15 protein-coding genes are annotated in these 18,936 nt (G+C 34.4%); 6 read left to right on the top strand and 9 right to left on the bottom strand.

Features of this window, described 5'->3' with window-relative positions; translation table 11 throughout:
- Nucleotides 1-252: 252 nt before the first annotated feature.
- Together ACPX19_RS04220 and ACPX19_RS04215 are read right to left on the bottom strand one after the other, a co-directional pair.
- Complete coding sequence (locus ACPX19_RS04220; protein WP_426431684.1) at nucleotides 253-2,073, bottom strand: TonB-dependent receptor plug domain-containing protein; 1,821 nt, start codon at nucleotides 2,071-2,073, stop codon at nucleotides 253-255.
- A 26-nt stretch (nucleotides 2,074-2,099) separates the two neighbouring features.
- On the bottom strand, nucleotides 2,100-2,513 hold the full coding sequence (locus tag ACPX19_RS04215; RefSeq protein WP_426431683.1) for a DUF2007 domain-containing protein: 414 nt from the start codon (nucleotides 2,511-2,513) through the stop codon (nucleotides 2,100-2,102).
- Between the two features lie 176 nt (nucleotides 2,514-2,689).
- Here ACPX19_RS04215 and ACPX19_RS04210 point away from each other — a divergent pair, with 176 nt between their 5' ends.
- Together ACPX19_RS04210 and ACPX19_RS04205 are read left to right on the top strand one after the other, a co-directional pair.
- The gene (locus ACPX19_RS04210; protein WP_426431682.1) at nucleotides 2,690-3,946 is read left to right on the top strand and encodes a Y-family DNA polymerase; all 1,257 of its coding nucleotides are present in this window, start codon (nucleotides 2,690-2,692) and stop codon (nucleotides 3,944-3,946) included.
- Nucleotides 3,943-4,386 (top strand): LexA family protein, encoded by a 444-nt coding sequence (locus ACPX19_RS04205; protein WP_426431680.1) that lies wholly within the window; start codon nucleotides 3,943-3,945, stop codon nucleotides 4,384-4,386. The genes ACPX19_RS04210 and ACPX19_RS04205 overlap by 4 nt, the downstream gene beginning before the upstream one ends.
- A gap of 56 nt (nucleotides 4,387-4,442) precedes the next feature.
- Here the strand turns inward: ACPX19_RS04205 and ACPX19_RS04200 are convergent, their stop codons facing one another.
- From ACPX19_RS04200 to ACPX19_RS04170, 7 genes are all read right to left on the bottom strand, one after another.
- Complete coding sequence (locus ACPX19_RS04200; protein ID WP_426431679.1) at nucleotides 4,443-4,736, bottom strand: F0F1 ATP synthase subunit epsilon; 294 nt, start codon at nucleotides 4,734-4,736, stop codon at nucleotides 4,443-4,445.
- Between the two features lie 21 nt (nucleotides 4,737-4,757).
- Complete coding sequence (atpD, locus tag ACPX19_RS04195; RefSeq protein ID WP_426431678.1) at nucleotides 4,758-6,266, bottom strand: F0F1 ATP synthase subunit beta; 1,509 nt, start codon at nucleotides 6,264-6,266, stop codon at nucleotides 4,758-4,760.
- A 180-nt stretch (nucleotides 6,267-6,446) separates the two neighbouring features.
- Nucleotides 6,447-7,982 carry a G-D-S-L family lipolytic protein gene (locus ACPX19_RS04190; protein WP_426431677.1) on the bottom strand — a complete coding sequence of 512 codons (1,536 nt, stop codon included), beginning with the start codon at nucleotides 7,980-7,982 and terminating at the stop codon, nucleotides 6,447-6,449.
- A gap of 20 nt (nucleotides 7,983-8,002) precedes the next feature.
- Nucleotides 8,003-10,804, bottom strand: a complete 2,802-nt coding sequence (locus ACPX19_RS04185) for a TonB-dependent receptor (RefSeq protein ID WP_426431676.1) — start codon at nucleotides 10,802-10,804, stop codon at nucleotides 8,003-8,005.
- 161 nt (nucleotides 10,805-10,965) lie between these two features.
- Nucleotides 10,966-12,813, bottom strand: coding sequence for a glutamine--fructose-6-phosphate transaminase (isomerizing) (gene glmS, locus ACPX19_RS04180; protein ID WP_426431674.1), 1,848 nt, complete (start codon nucleotides 12,811-12,813; stop codon nucleotides 10,966-10,968).
- 37 nt (nucleotides 12,814-12,850) lie between these two features.
- A complete protein-coding gene (locus tag ACPX19_RS04175) occupies nucleotides 12,851-14,608 on the bottom strand; it encodes a DUF4270 domain-containing protein (protein ID WP_426431673.1) in 1,758 nt (585 codons plus the stop codon).
- Between the two features lie 8 nt (nucleotides 14,609-14,616).
- Nucleotides 14,617-15,429: a glycogen/starch synthase gene (locus tag ACPX19_RS04170; protein ID WP_426431672.1), complete on the bottom strand. Its 813-nt coding sequence runs from the start codon at nucleotides 15,427-15,429 to the stop codon at nucleotides 14,617-14,619.
- 110 nt (nucleotides 15,430-15,539) lie between these two features.
- Here ACPX19_RS04170 and panC point away from each other — a divergent pair, with 110 nt between their 5' ends.
- The 4 genes from panC to ACPX19_RS04150 are packed head-to-tail and all read left to right on the top strand — an operon-like array spanning nucleotide 15,540 to nucleotide 18,910.
- Nucleotides 15,540-16,391 (top strand): pantoate--beta-alanine ligase, encoded by an 852-nt coding sequence (panC, locus tag ACPX19_RS04165; RefSeq protein ID WP_426431671.1) that lies wholly within the window; start codon nucleotides 15,540-15,542, stop codon nucleotides 16,389-16,391.
- Nucleotides 16,392-16,404: 13 nt separating this feature from the next.
- A complete protein-coding gene (panD, locus tag ACPX19_RS04160; RefSeq protein WP_426431670.1) occupies nucleotides 16,405-16,755 on the top strand; it encodes an aspartate 1-decarboxylase in 351 nt (116 codons plus the stop codon).
- A 4-nt stretch (nucleotides 16,756-16,759) separates the two neighbouring features.
- Complete coding sequence (locus tag ACPX19_RS04155; protein WP_426431669.1) at nucleotides 16,760-17,719, top strand: lysylphosphatidylglycerol synthase transmembrane domain-containing protein; 960 nt, start codon at nucleotides 16,760-16,762, stop codon at nucleotides 17,717-17,719.
- 42 nt (nucleotides 17,720-17,761) lie between these two features.
- Nucleotides 17,762-18,910 carry an alpha/beta hydrolase gene (locus ACPX19_RS04150; RefSeq protein ID WP_426431667.1) on the top strand — a complete coding sequence of 383 codons (1,149 nt, stop codon included), beginning with the start codon at nucleotides 17,762-17,764 and terminating at the stop codon, nucleotides 18,908-18,910.
- Nucleotides 18,911-18,936: the final 26 nt, after the last annotated feature.

The following is an 18,936-nucleotide window of genomic DNA, read 5'->3' as shown; positions in this document are numbered from 1 at the left end:
CAAATAGACTTAAAAAGTCTTGGAAATCTTGAAATCTTTTTTTGGAAAATGAATTGTCCAAAATCTGGAAATATCAACTGTACATATAGATGGTTAGTCTTAGCGTTTTTAACTACTTTTTTGAGCTCTTAAAAAAGGATGGTATAAAAACTACTTTCAATATATCAGTAGCTTAGCGATAGGTTTTGTTACAGTGTATGCAAAAAATCCTGTCGGTAATGACAGGATTTCTGTTTAAAGTGTATTTCTTCTTTACTTAAATGTATATCTCAACCCAAATAACACATTGCTTGGTGGCATTGGTGTAAAGCCAGATTCAATATAATCTGCATCAAAAATATTACTTGCAGTTATTGTAAATTCAGCCTGATTAAATCTTATAGCTATAGATGCATCCCAAACATTATAGGTTTGTCCTGTAGTACGCTCTGCGTATTTGTAAATTATATTTTGGTTTACGTTTTTAAACAACTGTGTACTTAATCGTGTAATATATTGATGTTTTAAAGTGTTAAGCGAATAACGTGATAATTCTTCATTTTGATCTGAAATATTATCATCTAAATAGGAATATCCAAAGGCTAATGTTTGCTTGTGTTTGTTAAGGTTAAAGTTGTAAGCTACATCAAATTCTAATCCCTTAGTGTTGACTTCGGTAACGTTTTGAGCGGTAAATATATCTTCGGTTACCGATGTTCTTACATAATCTATTAGATTATCGGCATCCCTGTTAAACACTGCAATACTTGCTGTAAGTTTTGTTGACATGTATTTAAAACCAAGTTCTTGAGCAAAGGCTTCTTCTGGTTCTAGATTTTCATTACCGTTAGATACCGGATCACTGTAATATAAATCGGTATAGGTTGGTATGCGATATGTGTAACCTATATTACCATAAACTTTAAAGTCGTTGGTAATATCATATCCTATATCTAGACCAGGAAATACATGAAATTTAAAATCAGAAAAATAGGTTAAAGCAACACCAGGTGTAATGTCTAATTTGTTGTCCAGTAAACTAAAACGATGCTCTAAAAATATAGTGCTCATAAAACGGTTACGGTTACCCAAATTGTTACTTCGTAGGTAAATTTTAGATAGATCTACTCCAAAACCAGTAACACCTAATTCTGAAGTATAAGACGCATTGGCTTCTGCTCCAATTTTATCAGAAATATGGAAATTTCTAAAAAAGTCAGGATCGTTTCGTCTCAATAAAAACATATCTTGATTACGTCTCCAATATACTCTAGGCTGAATTTTAAGGTCGCTTTTTCTAAACGTTGTGCTAAATGCAATTAGACTATTTTGGGTTTCTTCGTATTCATTAAATGTAGGGTTAGTGGTGTAAAAATTTTCTGCGCCAAACTTACGTTCTAAAAATGTTGCAGTCATTTCAATGGGTTGCACGTTTTTATTGAAAGTACTTTTTAGATAGTAATTAGCATTGTCATAATCGCTATTGTTACGGTAACCTTCAGACGTTACTCTACCTACATGAACAATATGAGATGAGTTTTCTAAATCTACTCCAGACGTTACATTTCCGTTGAGCTGACCAAAAGATCCCGTTTCGACATTTATGGAAGTAGAATTTTTAAGATTCTTTTTAGTTACGATATTTATAGCTCCGTTAAAGGCGTTCTGACCAAAAACTCTGGCAGCAGGTCCTTTAATAATTTCTATGCGCTCAATAATTTCAATTGGTAAAGCAGCGTTCATGGTATGATGACCTGTTTGTGCATCGTCCATTTTTATACCATCAATAAGTAATAAGGTTTGGTCAAAACCACCACCTCTTATGTATAGGTCGGCTTGGCTACCTCCAGTACCACGTCTGCGAATATCTACACCAGCCACCTGCTGTAATAAATCTGCAAGGTTTACAGCAGCACTTTTTTTAATATCGTCTGAAGTGACAATGTTTATGGTTCTGGAGTTTTTTCTAAAAGGCAAATCTATACGTGTCCCAGTCAAAGAAACTGAATCTAGTTGTTGGGTGATTTCTTGTGCAGTTGTTGAAACTGTCCTTAAAAGCACTATAACTACAACTAATAGTAGTGGTTTACTCATACCTAAAATTTCGGGCAAAGGTATAATTATTTTATTTTAAAACTAGTGTCGCAATCGTCGCATAGGTATTTGTATCTTGCCGTAAGAGGTAATGTCCCTGATATAAAACCAATTAAAAAAGAAAAAAATGATTTAAAATCTGAAATGGTTGAATAAAGGCTTACATGTTTACCATGACAGCTTGGGCATGTGACTAAATTGCCATCTCCATCAACTGAGTATTTTATAATCGAATTTAAAATCTCTTTGGCTTTGGCTTCATCTTCTGCTAAGACGTTTAGCTTTATACCTCCAATAGCATTACTGACTAAAGGATCGGTATCTATGGTAATGTTATCTTTTAAAAATACTTTAACACCTTCTGTTTCTAAGCGTCCCTTTATAATTTCGGCTTCAGAGGAATAGTTGAAACGGGCTATTGTGGAAAATGTGTTTTTCATTTTGTAAAGATAGTAAGACACAGAAGTTTTTTAACATTTCCAATTTTGCCGACCATTTGCTAAGCGCTAGATTGCCAACCAAGTGATATCTTAGAGTATTAAGCAAGATGTTAAATTAAGTGTTGAGACCTGATAGAGTTTAAAAATCTGTGAGGTCTTTTTGTATCTTTACATCTATGTACGCACTTGTAGATTGTAATAACTTTTATGCTTCTTGCGAAAGGGTGTTTAACCCTAGCCTAAATGGCAAGCCGGTTGCTATACTTAGCAATAATGATGGTTGTGTTATTTCTATGAGTGATGAAGCTAAGGCGATAAACTTACCCTTTGGTGCACCGATTTTTAAATGGGAAGGCTTTTGTAAGACCAATAATATTACGATACTATCGTCTAACTATCCGTTATATGGAGATATGAGCAGTCGTGTAATGAAAATATTGGAGCACTTTACTCCAGATGTTGAGGTGTATAGTATAGATGAAGCATTTCTTCGATTCAAAGGATTTCAGAACTACAATTTCAATGATTATGGAAATCAGATTCGAAAGCGTATTCTAAAATGGACAGGTATACCAACTTGTGTAGGGATTGCACCAACAAAAGCTCTAAGCAAAGTAGCAAATAAAATAGCCAGAAAGTTTCCTGAACAAACCAAAGGTGTCTATGTCATAGATTCTGAAATGTCTAGAATAAAGGCTCTAAAATGGATAAAACTCGAAAGTGTTTGGGGCATAGGTCATGGTTTACAAAAACGATTAAAGGCAAAAGGTTGCAAAACCGCTTACGATTTTACGCAATTAGACGATGAATGGGTAAGACGAACATTTTCTATTACAGAGTGGAAACTTAAAAAAGACTTGGAAGGTGTCTCTAAAATTGAATTAGACGAGCCAACTCGTAAACGAGCTATCGCTACAACCCGAAGTTTTGATTACACTTACGATGATATTAGCTATATCAAAGAAAGAGTTTCCACCTTTGCAACTAGTTGTGCAGAAAAGTTACGTAAACAAGGTTCTAGCTGCCATATGATTATTGTATCTTTAAGTAGTAATAGGCATAAAAAGGATTTAGAGCAGCATAGGGCTAGCACAATTATAAATTTTCCTTATCCTACGGATTCGTCTTTAATAATTAGCAAACAAGCTGTTAGAGCAGTAGATACTATTTTTAAAAAAGGGATAAAGTATAAGAGGGCAGGAGTTGTAGTTACAGGATTGGTACCGACAGATAATTATCAATTAAATATGTTTACTTGCGAAGACCCTAAACACAAACCATTAATGTCTGCCATAGATAAGATTAATAAAAAATATAAGGGCGATAAAATCAAGATAGGAAATCAAGATTTAGAACGTACTTGGAAGATGAGACAAGAGCGACTTTCACCTAGATATACTACAAACATAAATGACATTATTGTTGTAAAATGATAACATATAAATCTAAAAACTTAACCTTTTTTGTTCCAGAACAGATTGAAGATGCTGGTGCAAATTTCTTTGACACAGGAATTTCCGCAGGTTTCCCTTCGCCAGCAGATGATTTTAAGGAGCAGCGTTTGTCCTTAGATGAGGAATTGGTAAAAAACAAGGAAGCGACTTTCTATGCGCGTGTTAGTGGGCAATCTATGATAGGAGCAGGTCTTGATGATAATGACTTATTGATTGTTGATCGCAGTTTGGAACCAATGAACAATAAGATTGCAGTTTGTTTTTTAGATGGCGAGTTTACTGTAAAACGTTTACGAGTAGAGAGAGACAAAGTATGGCTTCTACCAGAAAATCCAAATTACCCACCAATAAAAGTCACTGAAGATAATGACTTTGTGATTTGGGGAATTGTTACAAATGTGATTAAAAAAGTATATTAAATAAAAAGCGCTAAATTATTAGATTTAGCGCTTTTTTATTATATCTGATATTCTTCTTAATCAGCTAAAATAATTAGCTTGTTATCTTTCATTTCAATAGTTCCAGAGTTAATCTTTACAGTTAACACTTTATTATCGTTAGCGTGAGGAACAACGTCTCCGTGTAATTCATCAAAAACCAAATGACTTTGAGAATGTGTTTTAATTCTAATAGTACCTTCACTTAAGATAGAAACTATAGGTGCGTGGTTAGATAACATTTCAAATTCACCATTTACACCTGGCACAACAACAGAATCAACTTCTGAACTGAATAAAGTGACTTCTGGTGATACAATCTCTAAATGCATAATTAAATTTAAAATTTATATTTAGGCTTCAGCAAGCATTTTCTCACCAACTTCAATAGCTTCTTCAATAGATCCTTTAAGGTTAAATGCAGCTTCTGGTAAGTGGTCTAATTCACCATCCATAATCATGTTAAAACCTTTAATAGTTTCTTTGATATCTACCAAAACACCAGGTATACCAGTAAATTGTTCAGCTACGTGGAAAGGCTGAGATAAGAAACGTTGTACACGTCTTGCTCTACCTACTGCTAATTTATCCTCTTCAGATAGTTCTTCCATACCAAGGATGGCAATAATATCTTGTAATTCTTTGTAGCGTTGCAATAACTCTTTTACACGTTGAGCACAATTATAGTGGTCAGCACCTAAAATCTCTTTAGTTAAGATACGAGAGGTAGAATCTAATGGATCTACCGCAGGATAAATACCAAGCTCAGCAATCTTACGAGACAATACTGTTGTAGCATCTAAGTGAGCAAATGTCGTAGCAGGTGCAGGATCTGTTAAATCATCCGCAGGTACGTAAACCGCTTGTACAGATGTAATAGAACCTTTCTTAGTTGAAGTAATACGCTCTTGCATTGCACCCATCTCTGTTGCCAAAGTTGGCTGGTAACCTACCGCAGAAGGCATACGGCCAAGAAGTGCAGATACCTCAGAACCAGCTTGTGTAAAACGGAAGATGTTATCAACGAAGAAAAGCACATCTTTACCTTGTCCGTCACCAGCTCCATCACGGAAATACTCAGCAATTGTTAAACCAGATAAAGCAACACGAGCACGAGCTCCAGGAGGTTCATTCATCTGACCAAATACGAAAGTTGCTTTAGAATCTTTCATAGCTGCTTTATCAACTTTTTGAAGATCCCATCCACCTTCTTCCATAGAGTGCATAAAGTCATCACCATATTTTATAATACCAGACTCTAACATCTCTCTTAAAAGGTCATTTCCTTCACGAGTTCTTTCACCTACACCAGCAAAAACTGATAAACCACCGTGACCTTTTGCAATATTGTTAATCAACTCCTGAATTAATACGGTCTTACCTACACCGGCACCACCAAATAATCCAATTTTACCTCCTTTTGCATAAGGCTCAATAAGATCAATTACTTTAATACCAGTAAATAAAACTTCTGTAGACGTTGATAAGTCTTCAAACTTAGGAGCTTGTCTGTGAATAGGTAAGCCTGCTTCACCAGCTTTAGGTAAATCACCCAATCCATCGATAGCATCACCAATTACGTTAAAAAGACGTCCATAAACATCTTCACCAATTGGCATTTGGATTGGAGCACCAGTTGCAATAACTTCAGTTCCTCTACTTAAACCATCAGAAGAGTCCATTGCTATAGTACGAACAGTATCTTCACCAATGTGAGATTGTACTTCTAATACTAACATTGAACCATCAGCTTTTTTAATTTCTAACGAATCATAAATTTTTGGAAGTTCTACACCAGCGCCGAATTCTACATCGATAACTGGTCCAACAATTTGTGCAACTTTACCTGTAACTTTAGACATTACTTATATGTTTTTGTTTTGCAATAATTTAAATCTGAAAAACAGCACATTATATTCATGTTGAGTACGTGCGTTTTTCGCGCTGCAAAGATATAGTTTTATTTAAAAAAATTAACCTTTTTTAAATAAAAAAAACGCACTCAATTAGAGTGCGTTTTTATATAAAATATAAAAGTTATTTTATTGTAATGTTGGCGAATAATTTGTTGGGAAATCACCAGCTTCTGCTAGGTTTCCTGAAGCCTCAAAATTAGAGCCATAGGTAGCGTCAATAGCTTGTAGAAAGCTATTAGCCATTAAGGCATAGCCTCTTGCGGTTAAATGCACACCATCCAAACTCACTAAACCACCAAAAACTAAGTCTGTATTCATGTTGTAATCGTCAAACATAATACCTGTTGTAGAAGCTTGAGTCAAAATAGCATTAACATCTACTAAAGCCAACCCATTTGCATCTGCAACGCTAGAAATGGTAGCGTTATAAGAATCAACAGCAGTTACTATCTCTGCTTGTTCTTCAGGTGTTAAAATCCATCTGTCTGCTAATGGAATTGCAACTCCATTTACGGTTTGCGGATTTCCGGGTATAGCTTCAGTACCTATGAAACTAGCAGCTGGTAAAACCACTAAATCTTCTGCTGTGGCTTGTCTCATACTTACTAAAGCAGGGTTTAACCCAGTCAAATCGATTAAACTTTCGTCCAAAATTACCACTGCGTTATTTTCGCCAGCACTAAAACTAATAGTTCTTTTTGCCAATTCTGCATCGGCAATTTCTTGTGTGATTTGATTTAACTGTACTAATGCTCCCAAAGCTTGAGCAACACCAGCATTGTATGCTCCATACGCACTAGCACTATTTAGAAAACCTGCAGTAGCTGCATCTAATGGTATAGGATCATGAGGTACTGTAGTAAAATAAGGCAAGCTTGAAACATAAGGAATATTAGTTACAACACCCTTAGCCCCATTCGCAGTAAGTCCAGCAATTATAGCATTAAAAGCAGCTTGAAAAGTAGCAGGATCTGTTATTTGATTTATATTAGCATCACCACCTGCAGTAGCATAACCTAAAACATCATTACCACCAATTAAATCCGCCGTAAAGAAGGTAGGGTTTTGCGCTACGGCTAACTCTAATATAGAAGCATTTGGGGCATTTCCTGTAACGCGAACTGCGTATGGATTTGCAGCGGCAGGGAAGTTCGCTATATTACCATAGCCTGGAGCAACAAAATGAAAGCTTTTAGCACCTGGTATACCTAAGTTATTGAATGGACCAGTAGGATTGTTTAAAACAATATCAGTAGAAACAGTTACAGGACCTATAACAGCTTCGAGAGGAACTGGACCGGCACCACCAAAGACCAATCTTGGGTCTGTAATACGCATTCCACCAGCAGCTAAACCACCAAAGTTGTCATTCATCCATGGTTGTGTAAATGTACCACCACCAGCGTTTGCAAATTTTCCTGCAATGATATTTGGGAATGAATTTTCTTGAGCGGCGATGAATAGACCATTATCAGTAAAACCTGCTGTGAATGATGGACCAATAGCCACATAGTTTGAAAAATCTGCTGAGCCAGTTGTTAACTCGGGTAGAGGACCATCATCAGTATTGTTTCTGTCTCTTAAGTCTTCTACTAAATCATTTTCGCAAGCTACCATTCCCAAGGCAAGTAACGATAGTGCTATATATTTAATTTTTTTCATCTTAATTTTCTTTTCCGTTATTATAAGTTATTGATAGTCCAAGACACATAATACTGTGATCCTATGAAACCTGTACCAAATGCAGTAAAGTATTCGTCTTGTAATAAATTAGTAGCCCCTGCTTTAAAAGTAGATTTTAAACTAGGAACTCTAAAGTTAATTTGCGCATCAAGAACATTGAAAGAAGGTACATCGCCATCTCCGAAAGAAGCTTCCCAGAAATAGTTATCACTCCATCTCCAAGATACATTAAAACCAAAGTTTTTAAATAATTCTGTTTTACCAAATGAGGCTTTTACTTTGTGTTCTGGTGTGTTGAAATTAGTTCTAAAATCTGGATTTTGCTGTACATCAAAATCTAACTTAGAGTAAGTGTAATTAGCACTTAAATCAAAATCATCAAATACTTTTGCTGATACTTGAATTGCTGCGCCATAAGAATTTACAGTTTCATCAGAGTTGGTATACGTTTGATATGCCTGAAAATCTCCGTTAGCTATGGCTGCTACAGCCAAAGGTGTACCGTTTGGTAACGTTTGTGTTAACTGCACATCTCCATAAAAAGGTGCTATTACAGTTTCATTAGCTAAGAAATCTTGGTATTGGTTATAATAAGCAGAAGCATCTATGATAATACCATCTAATTTACCACGATAACCAACTTCTATTGAGCTTACTTGTTCTGGTTTTACTAGATTAGAATTTGCAATTTCTAGAGCAGCTGGGTTTCCAGATGCTGCAAAAGCACTTACAGAATTTGCAAAGAATGAGTTGTTATAAGCACCAGTGCCATCAAAAGCAATATTGGTTTGACCTGTAATTGCTGTACCGTTAGCACTTAAATCGTAATTTCTAACATCTCTTGCTGGGTTATCTGGAGCGCCACCAACTAAAATAGCTCTACCAACATCTAAACCAATATATAAATCTTGGGTAGTTGGATTTCTAAATCCTGTTTGGAATGAAGCTCTAATATTGTGGTCTTGATTAATTGTAAAACCTGCTGATAATCTTGGAGAGAAGAATCCATCAAATAATTCTGATTTATCATATCTTACAGATCCTGTTAACTTAAGTTCTACACTTTCAGATAGTTCTAGAGACCTTTGTAATTGGGTATAGATACCAACTTCAGAATAGTTAATAGGGCCGTCGTTATCCGTGTAAATTGTTCCGAAAGAATTCAAGCGATATCTTCTATAAGATCCACCAACTTGGATTTCAGCAAAATCTACTAGGTCCCCAAAGTTATAATTTGCGTCTGCATGATAAATTTTTGAGTTATCCTGAAATTTTGAACCTGTAGTCAAATCAGGATCATTTACACTTCTATTGAATGCAGCTTGAAATTCGGGTGATCCTGGAAGAAATCTACCTGTATCAGCTTGGTTTCTTGCAGCAATATGAGCTTGTTCATCAGTGGCTCCACCCAAGGTCGCACCAATGTAAGCACCAACATATTGACCAAACCATGTTGAATCGTCTTTCCAAGCTCTATTGATATTTATACCTGTAAATACCATGTCATAAGAATCACCTGCTTTATCTTCTGTAACATAGCCTCTCACAAAAAAGTTGTTATTTCTTATTTCTAGCTTGTGCTGTTGTAAGAAGAAGTTTTTGATGTTATATCTGTTAGCACCTTGGTAGATGGTATTACCAGATCCAACCTTTCCTACATATTGAATTTCAAAATCGTTTTCCCATGGACGGAAATAAAGTCCCCAGTCAGCTTTGATACTTTCAGCATTGTAATTGGTTAAATCTCTTTCGTTGTACCCCGTTCTACTTACATTGACAGATGGTACAAGTGCTGAGGCACCAGAAGGTGCTAGACCTAAACTTTCTAAAGTTTGAGCAACATCATTAATATTGGTGCTAACCTCATCACCATACACGTTTATACCATCATAATCAATATTAGCCCTTGTCAAACCTCTATTAAATCTGTCTGCTTCATTAGTTGCAAACCAATCAGTTCCTTTTAAATAGCCAAAATTTACTTTTGCGGCAAATTTTTCACTGAACTTATATGCCATTCTCAAACCTAAATCTGTATAATCATTATCACCAGCAGCTTCTTGAGAAGTAATACCTCTTTTTATATAACCACTAATACCACTATGGTCAAAAGGGTTTTTACTTCTCATAAATAAAATACCATTAAATGCATTTGCACCATATAATGCAGATGCTGCACCGGGTAATAATTCTACACTTTGTACATCTGTCTCAGTCATACCCAATAAATTTCCAAGAGGGAAATTAAGTGCGGGAGCAGAATTATCCATTCCATCCACTAACTGCATAAAACGTGTATTTGCAAAAGTTGCAAACCCCCTTGTGTTAATGGACTTAAAAGTTAAACTGTTAGTGTTTATGTCTACACCTTTTAAATTTTCAAGACCATCATAAAAATCTACAGATGCTGTGTTTTTGATTTCTTTTAAGCCAAAGCGCTCAACTGTTACTGGTGATTCGAAAATACGCTCAGGAGTACGTGAAGCTGAAATAACAACTTCATCTAATGAGTTGCCTTCTTTTAGGGTGACATCTACGGTTTGGTCGTTACTCGTTATCTCAATAGTTTGAGCTTCAAAACCTGTATAGCTTACACGTATTGAAAATGGAGGATCTTGATCTACAGATAGAGTGTAGTTGCCGTCAAAATCCGAAACGGTACCAGATGTGGTACCAACTACTACAATATTTGCACCAGGTAAGGGTAACCCAGTATCATCAGTAATTTTACCTTTTACGGTGGTTTGAGCAAACGATACCACGCAAAAAAGCAATGTAAAAAGCTTTAAGATTGTCTTCATTTTAGAGAATTAGTTAATTTATTCGATGCCAATTTAAATAAATATATGAAAATTAGATAAGAAATTCTCAAAAAATTATGCATGCATAGGAAAATATGAAAAATAGAAAGCCTTAAAATTGCAGATTCCACAATTTTAAGGCTTTTATACTATAGAAGTTATTACTCTACAGTTACAGATTTGGCTAAGTTGCGAGGTTGATCTACATTTTTACCTAGCATAACAGCAATGTGGTAGGATAATAGTTGTAAAGGAATTGTTGTTAAAAGAGGTGTTAGACATTCTATTGTTTCAGGAACCTCGATTACATGATCAGCCAATTCTTTTACACTTTTATCGCCTTTGGTTACTATACCTATAATTTTACCTTTTCGAGATTTTATTTCTTGGATGTTGCTAACAACTTTTTCGTAGTGTCCCTTTTTTGTTGCAATGACTACAACAGGCATATGCTCGTCAATTAAGGCAATGGGTCCATGCTTCATTTCAGCAGCTGGATATCCTTCTGCGTGGATATAAGAAATCTCTTTTAATTTTAGGGCTCCTTCTAAAGCAACAGGAAAATTATAACCACGACCAAGGTATAAAAAGTTTTTAGCGTCTTTGTATATATCAGCTATTGTCTGTACGTATCCGTCTGATTCTAGAGCTTCTTTAACTTTGTTAGGAATGGTTTCTAATTCAATAAGATGGTGTCTAAATTCTGAACTTGATATTGTGCCTTTTGCTCTAGCCAATCTTAAGGCTATCAAAGTTAAAACAGTAATTTGAGTTGTAAATGCTTTTGTTGACGCTACCCCAATTTCAGGTCCAGCATGAGTATAAGCACCAGCATCTGTTTCTCTAGCAATTGAAGACCCTACAACATTACATACTCCAAATACAAAAGCACCTTTAGACTTGGCCAACTTAATAGCAGCTAATGTATCTGCTGTTTCTCCAGATTGGGATATAGCAATTACAACATCTTTTTCAGTAATAATAGGATTTCTATATCTAAACTCTGAGGCATATTCGACTTCTACGGGTATTCTTGCTAAATCTTCAAAAATATATTCTGCAACAAGACCAGCATGCCAAGAGGTGCCACATGCAACGACTATTATTCTGTCAGCAGCAAGAAACTTCTTCATATTATCCTCAATTCCAGCAAGTTTTATTAGAGCCTCATTACTTAAAAGTCTGCCTCTGAATGTGTCTCGAATTGCTTGTGGTTGTTCATAAATTTCTTTAAGCATAAAGTGCTCATAACCACCTTTTTCTATTTGCTCAAGGTTGAGTTGAAGCTCTTGAACATATGGATCTACCAAGGCATCATTTTTTATTTTCCGAACCTTAACCTCTTTATCCCTTCTAATGATTGCCATTTGTTCATCTTCTAGGTAAATGGCATTTTTAGTAAATTCTATAAAGGGGGTAGCGTCACTTGCAATAAAAAACTCGTCATCTCCAATACCTATTGCCAATGGGCTACCGAGTTTTGCAACCACAATTTCATTTGGTTTTTTCTTGTCGAAAACAGCAATTGCATATGCTCCTACTACTTGATTTAAAGCTATTTGTACGGCTTTACCAAGCTTTGTGTTTTCATTTTTCTTTACATCTTCTATGAGATTTACTAAAACTTCAGTGTCAGTATCTGACTTAAATGTATACCCACGCTTAATAAGCTCCTTTTTTAAAGCGTCATAGTTTTCTATAATTCCGTTATGAATTATCACTAAGTCACCAGAATTAGAGTAGTGTGGATGTGAGTTTATATCATTAGGAACACCATGTGTTGCCCAGCGTGTGTGCCCAATACCTAGTGTGCCATTAGTTGAAATTTCATTTTCTAATCTTTCTTTTAGGTCAGAAACTTTTCCTTTGGTTTTTGAGAGTTTTATATCAGTACCATCATATAGAGCTATACCTGCACTATCATAGCCGCGATATTCTAATCTCTGAAGCCCTTTAATTATTATAGGATAAGCCTCTCGATGGCCAATATATCCGACAATTCCACACATAGTTTAATTTTAAATACTTTGATTATTCTTGGCTTGATTACTCTTCATCTTCACAATCATCTCCTAAACATGTATAATATATTTCTAAATATACTCTTTTACTATCATCTGTAGTATTGTTTCCATGTAAAACTGTTCCTCTTGGAGATAAGACTGAACTTATCGGAGTTGTTAATTCTGAATCATTATTGGATTGGATTTGTTGCTGCGCAAGCTCTTCTAAGTTAACATTTAAAGAAACTGATAAGCCTAACTCAACATTAGTAGAATCATTCAATAATAAGTTGTTAATATGTTCTGTGATTCTAAACTTATATTTAATACCATCTCCTGTTGATTCATCGCCCTCACGCTGTAAAGGGACAAGATGGTTAAATTTTGAAAAGTATGGCAAACTACTGTTGGTAGCATCTACAAAAAAGTCTGTTAGAGGTAATCGATTCTCTATGTCATAAATATATAGACGGTCTGGTTCTCTTTCAGGGCCATATGAGCCAGATTGGTTTAAATAATCTTGGTCAACGTAAATAACTAAATTAGCTTCGTTTACTAGACGTTTAATACTTTTGAATTTTCCATTTTCTGTTTCAACAAATTCATTTTTCCAATCTTCAAATGTGTTCATCGTTTCATCATTATCGTCAATATCTTCACCATTAAACAGTTTAATTTTTGCAATAGAACCTTCACCTCCTTTTAAAAATAACCTTTCATCTCCTGAGGTTTCATCAGCATCAGGAATTGTGATATTAAAATTATTCTCAAAAAAATTAATTTTATTACCGCTAAAAAACAAAGTAAAACTTTTCTGTTCCTCTGTAGTAACATCTTCCCCATCTTCACCCTCAGTTATTGTTGTAGTGGTGTAATAGATGGTAATATTTGAATTAGTAGAGTTCGTGTTAAGAATAAGGTAGCTTCCATCGTCATTTACAGCCTCAGCTTTAAAGTAAAGACCTCTAAAATATTCTAGAAAGTTGTTAGAGTTACTTAATACTGCGTCACCTTCTTTTTCGATTATTTTTTCTTGCCAAAATTGAGGGTCTAGCTTTAGCCTTATTCCAGGTGGGGAATAAGTTATTATGGTATCATCTTCTTCCCCATTTTCTCCTTCTGTGATTGCAGTTAATTTAAATCCTTGCTTGTTGATATTGATGTTTCCAAATGAATTGAGAGACAAGTGATTTACATTTTCAGGGTTTTCAACAAAAATTAATTCTGTGCCTTCTAGAGGCGCAATCACTTCAGATGCTGATGCCGTTTTGTTTGAGAAGTATGATTGAGCTTCATTAAATTCTGCATTCGGGTCAAAATCTCTTATGAAGTAATTGTTTTCATAGATACTCAGCCTAATTGGGTTATACGAATCACTTTTAGGGAAAATAGAATCTACAAGATAGGTTATATTATTATCCTCATCTATATCACTGACTCCAGAAAAATAAGGAAGATTTAAAACAACAGAATCTATTACTAATTCATTTGCATCACCAAGAAAAGTTGGTGAGTATGATGATAACGAAACCTGAGATACAAAACTAGATGTAACTCTTCCATAGACATCATCGTATAAACCTAGCGTACTTAGACCTAAACTATTATTGGTTTGTACTGGGCCTAAAGGATTATTATATGTAATAACATCATAAGTGCTATTTAAGATATCAAAATTTGTGGCAACATCACTGTTTAATGCATCGGACTCTAAGTTTGTAAAATCACTATCACAAGCCACAAAACTAATTATTATAAGTGCTAGAATAAAAATATTAAGGGTAATCTTGTTTTTCTTCATAAGTATTGTTAACTTTTTAGTACAGCTTCTTTGTAAAATTGGGTGTAAGGATCTGCAAACTCTTCAATAGAATGAAAATCTAATACAGGTTTCTCTAATTTATTTATGTAGCTATCCAATTCTTTTGGCAATTCTTTAGAGCCTTTTATTATGGCGTCAGAGTTGTCAATAGCTATTTTCATGAGGTTGACATAATTTGGTTTTTCTAAAGAGCTAACAATATCTTCGCCTAAACCATCAAACTTTACCTTATCTATCATACTTGTATCTAACGTACCTTCAAAGGTTTGATTGTATACAGAGGTTACAATTTTACTTTCTGTAAACAGAGGTTCGGTTTTGTAGAACTCTTTAAGATAAAGAGGTAATAAAGACGCTAACCATCCATTAACATGGATAATATCTGGTGACCAGTTTAATTTTTTCACCGTTTCTATGACACCTTTGGCAAAGAAAATTGCACGTTCGTCATTATCTGGGAAAAGTTTTCCATCTTCATCAGTTAAAGTTGCTTTTCTTTTGAAATATTCCTCATTATCTATGAAGTATACCTGTATACGTTCCTTAGGTATAGATGCAACTTTAATGATAAGTGGCATATCCAAGTCATTAATAACTAAATTAATACCAGATAGCCTTATAACTTCATGTAGCTGATGCCTTCTCTCATTAATATTACCAAAGCGTGGCATAAATATTCGTATTTGTCCTCCTTGTTTGTTTACCATTCTTGGAGCTTCAAATGACATTGAAGAAATCTCCGTTTCTGGTAAATATGGAACTACTTCCGAGGACACATACAATATTCGTTTATCTTTCATAAATCTTCTGCTTTTGTAAATTAAGAGTAAAAAACATGCAAAATTACAAAAATTTGTGCAGATTGCCAGTAAAATATTATGTTTGCACGCGTTAATTTTTTGTTACTAAAGTGAAAATTTTTCATAATAAATCTGAATTATCTCATCTCATAGATAACCTTAAGGCTAATAATTTAGACATTGGATTTGTGCCAACTATGGGTGCGCTCCACAAAGGTCATTTGTCTTTAGTTAAAAAAGGTTTAAGTGAAAACGATATTGTTGTAGTTAGCATTTTTGTTAATCCAACTCAGTTTGATAACAAAGAAGATTTAATAAAATACCCAAGGACATTAGGGGCTGATGTAGAGTTATTAAGGACTGTTAGTGACGATAAAATTGTAGTATACGCACCTTCTGTTGAGGATATCTATGAAGGTAAGGTGCAATCTCAGTCTTTTGAGTTTGACGGTCTTGAAAATGAGATGGAAGGAGCATTTAGAGATGGACATTTTGACGGAGTTGGAACTATAGTAAAGCGTTTATTTGAAATCGTAAGACCTAACCGAGCATACTTTGGCGAAAAAGATTTTCAACAATTACAGATTATTAAAAAGTTAGTAGAACTACATAATATTCCTGTTAAAGTTATTGGTTGCCCAATCGATAGAGCTCAAGATGGTCTAGCGATGAGCTCTAGAAATACAAGGCTAACACCTAATCATAGAAAAGTTGCCCCATTTATCTACAAAACATTAAAATCTGCCAAATCTAAGTTTGGCACAAAAAGTGCTAAAAAAGTATCGGAATGGGTTGAAAAGCAATTTAATGAACAACCACTTTTAAAATTAGAGTACTTTATTATTGCAGATATAGAAACCTTAAAGCCAGTAAAACGTAAATCAACAAAAAAAGCATATAGAGCATTTATTGCTGCTTATGCAGGTGATATAAGACTTATAGACAATATCGCCTTAAATTAATTATCTTTGCCTCATGCAAATACAAGTTGTAAAATCTAAGATTCATCGAGTAAAATGTACAGGAGCAGACCTTAACTACATTGGTAGCATAACTATTGATGAAGATTTAATGGATGCTGCTAATATTATTCAAGGAGAAAAAGTTCAGATTGTAAACAATAACAATGGAGAACGCCTAGAGACCTACTGTATACCTGGACCAAGAAATAGTGGTGAAATTACATTAAATGGTGCTGCTGCTCGAAAAGTTGCAGTTGGTGATATTTTAATTCTAATTACTTATGCTTTTATGGATATAGAAGAAGCTAAAGTCTTTAAGCCATCATTAGTATTTCCTAACGAGGAAAATAATCTTCTAAAATAGTTTATTGAAGCCAACCCAAAAAAAAATAATAACCATTGCAATTCCTATACTAATAAGCATTGGTTTGGTTTGGTATTCTCTTAGCAAAGTTCCCATTAGTCAAATCATTGAGGAAGCAAAACAGGCTAATTTTTGGTGGATTTCACTAAGCGTATTTTGTTTGACGTTAAGTCATTTGTCTAGAGCCTATCGCTGGTTGTATATGTTAGAGCCATTGGGTTACAGGGTAAAGCTTCCAAATAGCATTATGGCAGTATATGCAACCTATTTAATTAATTATGGTATCCCTAGATCTGGGGAAATTGCAAGAGCAACCATACTTTCTAATTATGAAGGAGTTCCCTTTGAAAAGGGTTTTGGAACTATAGTCGCAGAACGTGTTGCTGACCTAATAGTTATGCTTGTGATTATTTGTATTACGTTAGTATTGCAATTTGAGTTTATTGTCAAGTTTTTCTCTGAACGACTGACATCTAATTTATTCATATACATTGTTGTTCTAATGCTTTTTGTATTAATATTAGTTTTGATCTTAAGAAAGAATAATTCATTTCTAGTAAAAAAAGCTAAAGGATTTTTAAATGGTATAATAGAAGGAGCTCTAAGTATATTTAAAATGGAAAAGAAATGGGCATTTATAGCTCATACACTTTTCATTTGGAGCATGTATGTACTGATGTTCTATACAACTACTTTTGCTTTTAAAAGTCTAGAAAATATACCATTTGCGGCTGTGCTTATCGGTTTTATTTATGCAAGTTTTAGCGTTGCAGCTACCAATGGGGGTACAGGAGCTTACCCAGCTGCGGTATTTGCTGCTTTTTCAATTTTTGGTATAGCTAAAGATCCAAGTTTTGCTTTTGGTTGGGTCTTATGGGGTTCTCAAACTCTTATGGTAATTATTTTAGGAGGATTATCATTATTATACTTACCAATCTACAATAGAAAGCGAGCAAGTATTTAGAAATATTTTTTACCTTGCTTTAACTTTAAAGACACCATCCATATGAAGAAATTCTTCACCTTTTTGCTTTTATTTTGTTTAGTAGTCAATAGTTATGCGCAAGCTATCTACAAGACTATAGATTCTCATAAATTAGATGGTACTCGGGAATTAAAGATTCAGTTGCCTAGAAATTATGATCCCGAAGCAGAGCGAGCTTATCCCTTAGTCATTGTTCTTGATGGGGATTACCTTTTTGAACCTGTTGCTGGTAATATAGATTATCAGGCGTATTGGGAGGATATTCCAGATTGCATTGTGGTTGGAGTTAAACAAGATAAAACCAGAGAAGAGGATTTTAAATATGATGATACTACATATTTTCCTTCTGAGAGTGGTGCTAACTTTTATGAGTTTTTAAGCCGTGAGTTGATTCCTTATATAGAAGAAAGTTATAAAGTCTCAAATTTTAAAGTTATCATTGGGCATGATTTAGGAGCCAATTTTATCAATTATTATTTATTTAAAGATAATCCCTTATTTAGAGCTTACATAAGTTTGAGTCCAGATTTAGCGCCAGAAATGGTAAATAGATTACAAGAACGTTTGTCTATTTTAGAACAAGAAACATTTTATTACATGGCAACTGCAGATGCAGACATTAAGGCATTAAAGAATAGTATTGTTGAGTGTGATGCCAAGTTAAAATCTGTTCAAAACGAAAAGCTACATTATAAGTTTGATAATTTTGAAGATGCTAACCATTATTCTCTTGTTGGTAGAGGTATTCCCAAAGCATTAAATGAAATATTCACCCTATACAAACCTATTAGCGGCAAAGAGTACAGAGAACAAATATTAACGTATGAAGGTTCTCCGTATGATTACTTAGTTAAAAAGTATGAAAGCATAGAATATTTCTATGGTTTTGAAAAAAAGTTGACAGAAAATGACATCAGGGCTATTGCAGCAGCTTGTAATAATCGGGATGATATAGAATCATTAGAAAAGTTGGCTAAATTGGTAAAAAAAGAGTTTCCTAAATCTATGTTAGGGGCTTATTATATGGGTATGTACTACGAAAAAGAAGGAAATAATAGAAAAGCATTACTCAGCTATAAAGCAGGATTAATGTTAGAGCCTTCACAGTACATAGACAAGGAAATGATGCTAGAAAAAATGTATGAAGTTCAAGATGCGATGGATGATTAAGTGCATTTCATCGAAAAAAATTCACA

Origin of the sequence: Winogradskyella sp. HB-48 (assembly GCF_049942685.1) — a bacterium.
In the GTDB taxonomy this organism is placed as follows: Bacteria; Bacteroidota; Bacteroidia; order Flavobacteriales; family Flavobacteriaceae; genus Winogradskyella.
This window is presented reverse-complemented; position numbering and strand designations above follow the sequence as displayed.

What these genes read in the sequence shown, in the direction of transcription:
- ACPX19_RS04205 (WP_426431680.1), top strand. Translation starts at nt 3,943, where the DNA reads ATGATAACATATAAATCTAAAAACTTAACCTTTTTTGTTCCAGAACAG.
- ACPX19_RS04190 (WP_426431677.1), bottom strand. Translation starts at nt 7,982, where the DNA reads ATGAAAAAAATTAAATATATAGCACTATCGTTACTTGCCTTGGGAATG.
- ACPX19_RS04200 (WP_426431679.1), bottom strand. Translation starts at nt 4,736, where the DNA reads ATGCATTTAGAGATTGTATCACCAGAAGTCACTTTATTCAGTTCAGAA.
- glmS (WP_426431674.1), bottom strand. Translation starts at nt 12,813, where the DNA reads ATGTGTGGAATTGTCGGATATATTGGCCATCGAGAGGCTTATCCTATA.
- ACPX19_RS04185 (WP_426431676.1), bottom strand. Translation starts at nt 10,804, where the DNA reads ATGAAGACAATCTTAAAGCTTTTTACATTGCTTTTTTGCGTGGTATCG.
- panD (WP_426431670.1), top strand. Translation starts at nt 16,405, where the DNA reads ATGCAAATACAAGTTGTAAAATCTAAGATTCATCGAGTAAAATGTACA.
- atpD (WP_426431678.1), bottom strand. Translation starts at nt 6,266, where the DNA reads ATGTCTAAAGTTACAGGTAAAGTTGCACAAATTGTTGGACCAGTTATC.
- ACPX19_RS04210 (WP_426431682.1), top strand. Translation starts at nt 2,690, where the DNA reads ATGTACGCACTTGTAGATTGTAATAACTTTTATGCTTCTTGCGAAAGG.
- ACPX19_RS04215 (WP_426431683.1), bottom strand. Translation starts at nt 2,513, where the DNA reads ATGAAAAACACATTTTCCACAATAGCCCGTTTCAACTATTCCTCTGAA.
- ACPX19_RS04220 (WP_426431684.1), bottom strand. Translation starts at nt 2,073, where the DNA reads ATGAGTAAACCACTACTATTAGTTGTAGTTATAGTGCTTTTAAGGACA.
- ACPX19_RS04150 (WP_426431667.1), top strand. Translation starts at nt 17,762, where the DNA reads ATGAAGAAATTCTTCACCTTTTTGCTTTTATTTTGTTTAGTAGTCAAT.
- ACPX19_RS04175 (WP_426431673.1), bottom strand. Translation starts at nt 14,608, where the DNA reads ATGAAGAAAAACAAGATTACCCTTAATATTTTTATTCTAGCACTTATA.
- ACPX19_RS04170 (WP_426431672.1), bottom strand. Translation starts at nt 15,429, where the DNA reads ATGAAAGATAAACGAATATTGTATGTGTCCTCGGAAGTAGTTCCATAT.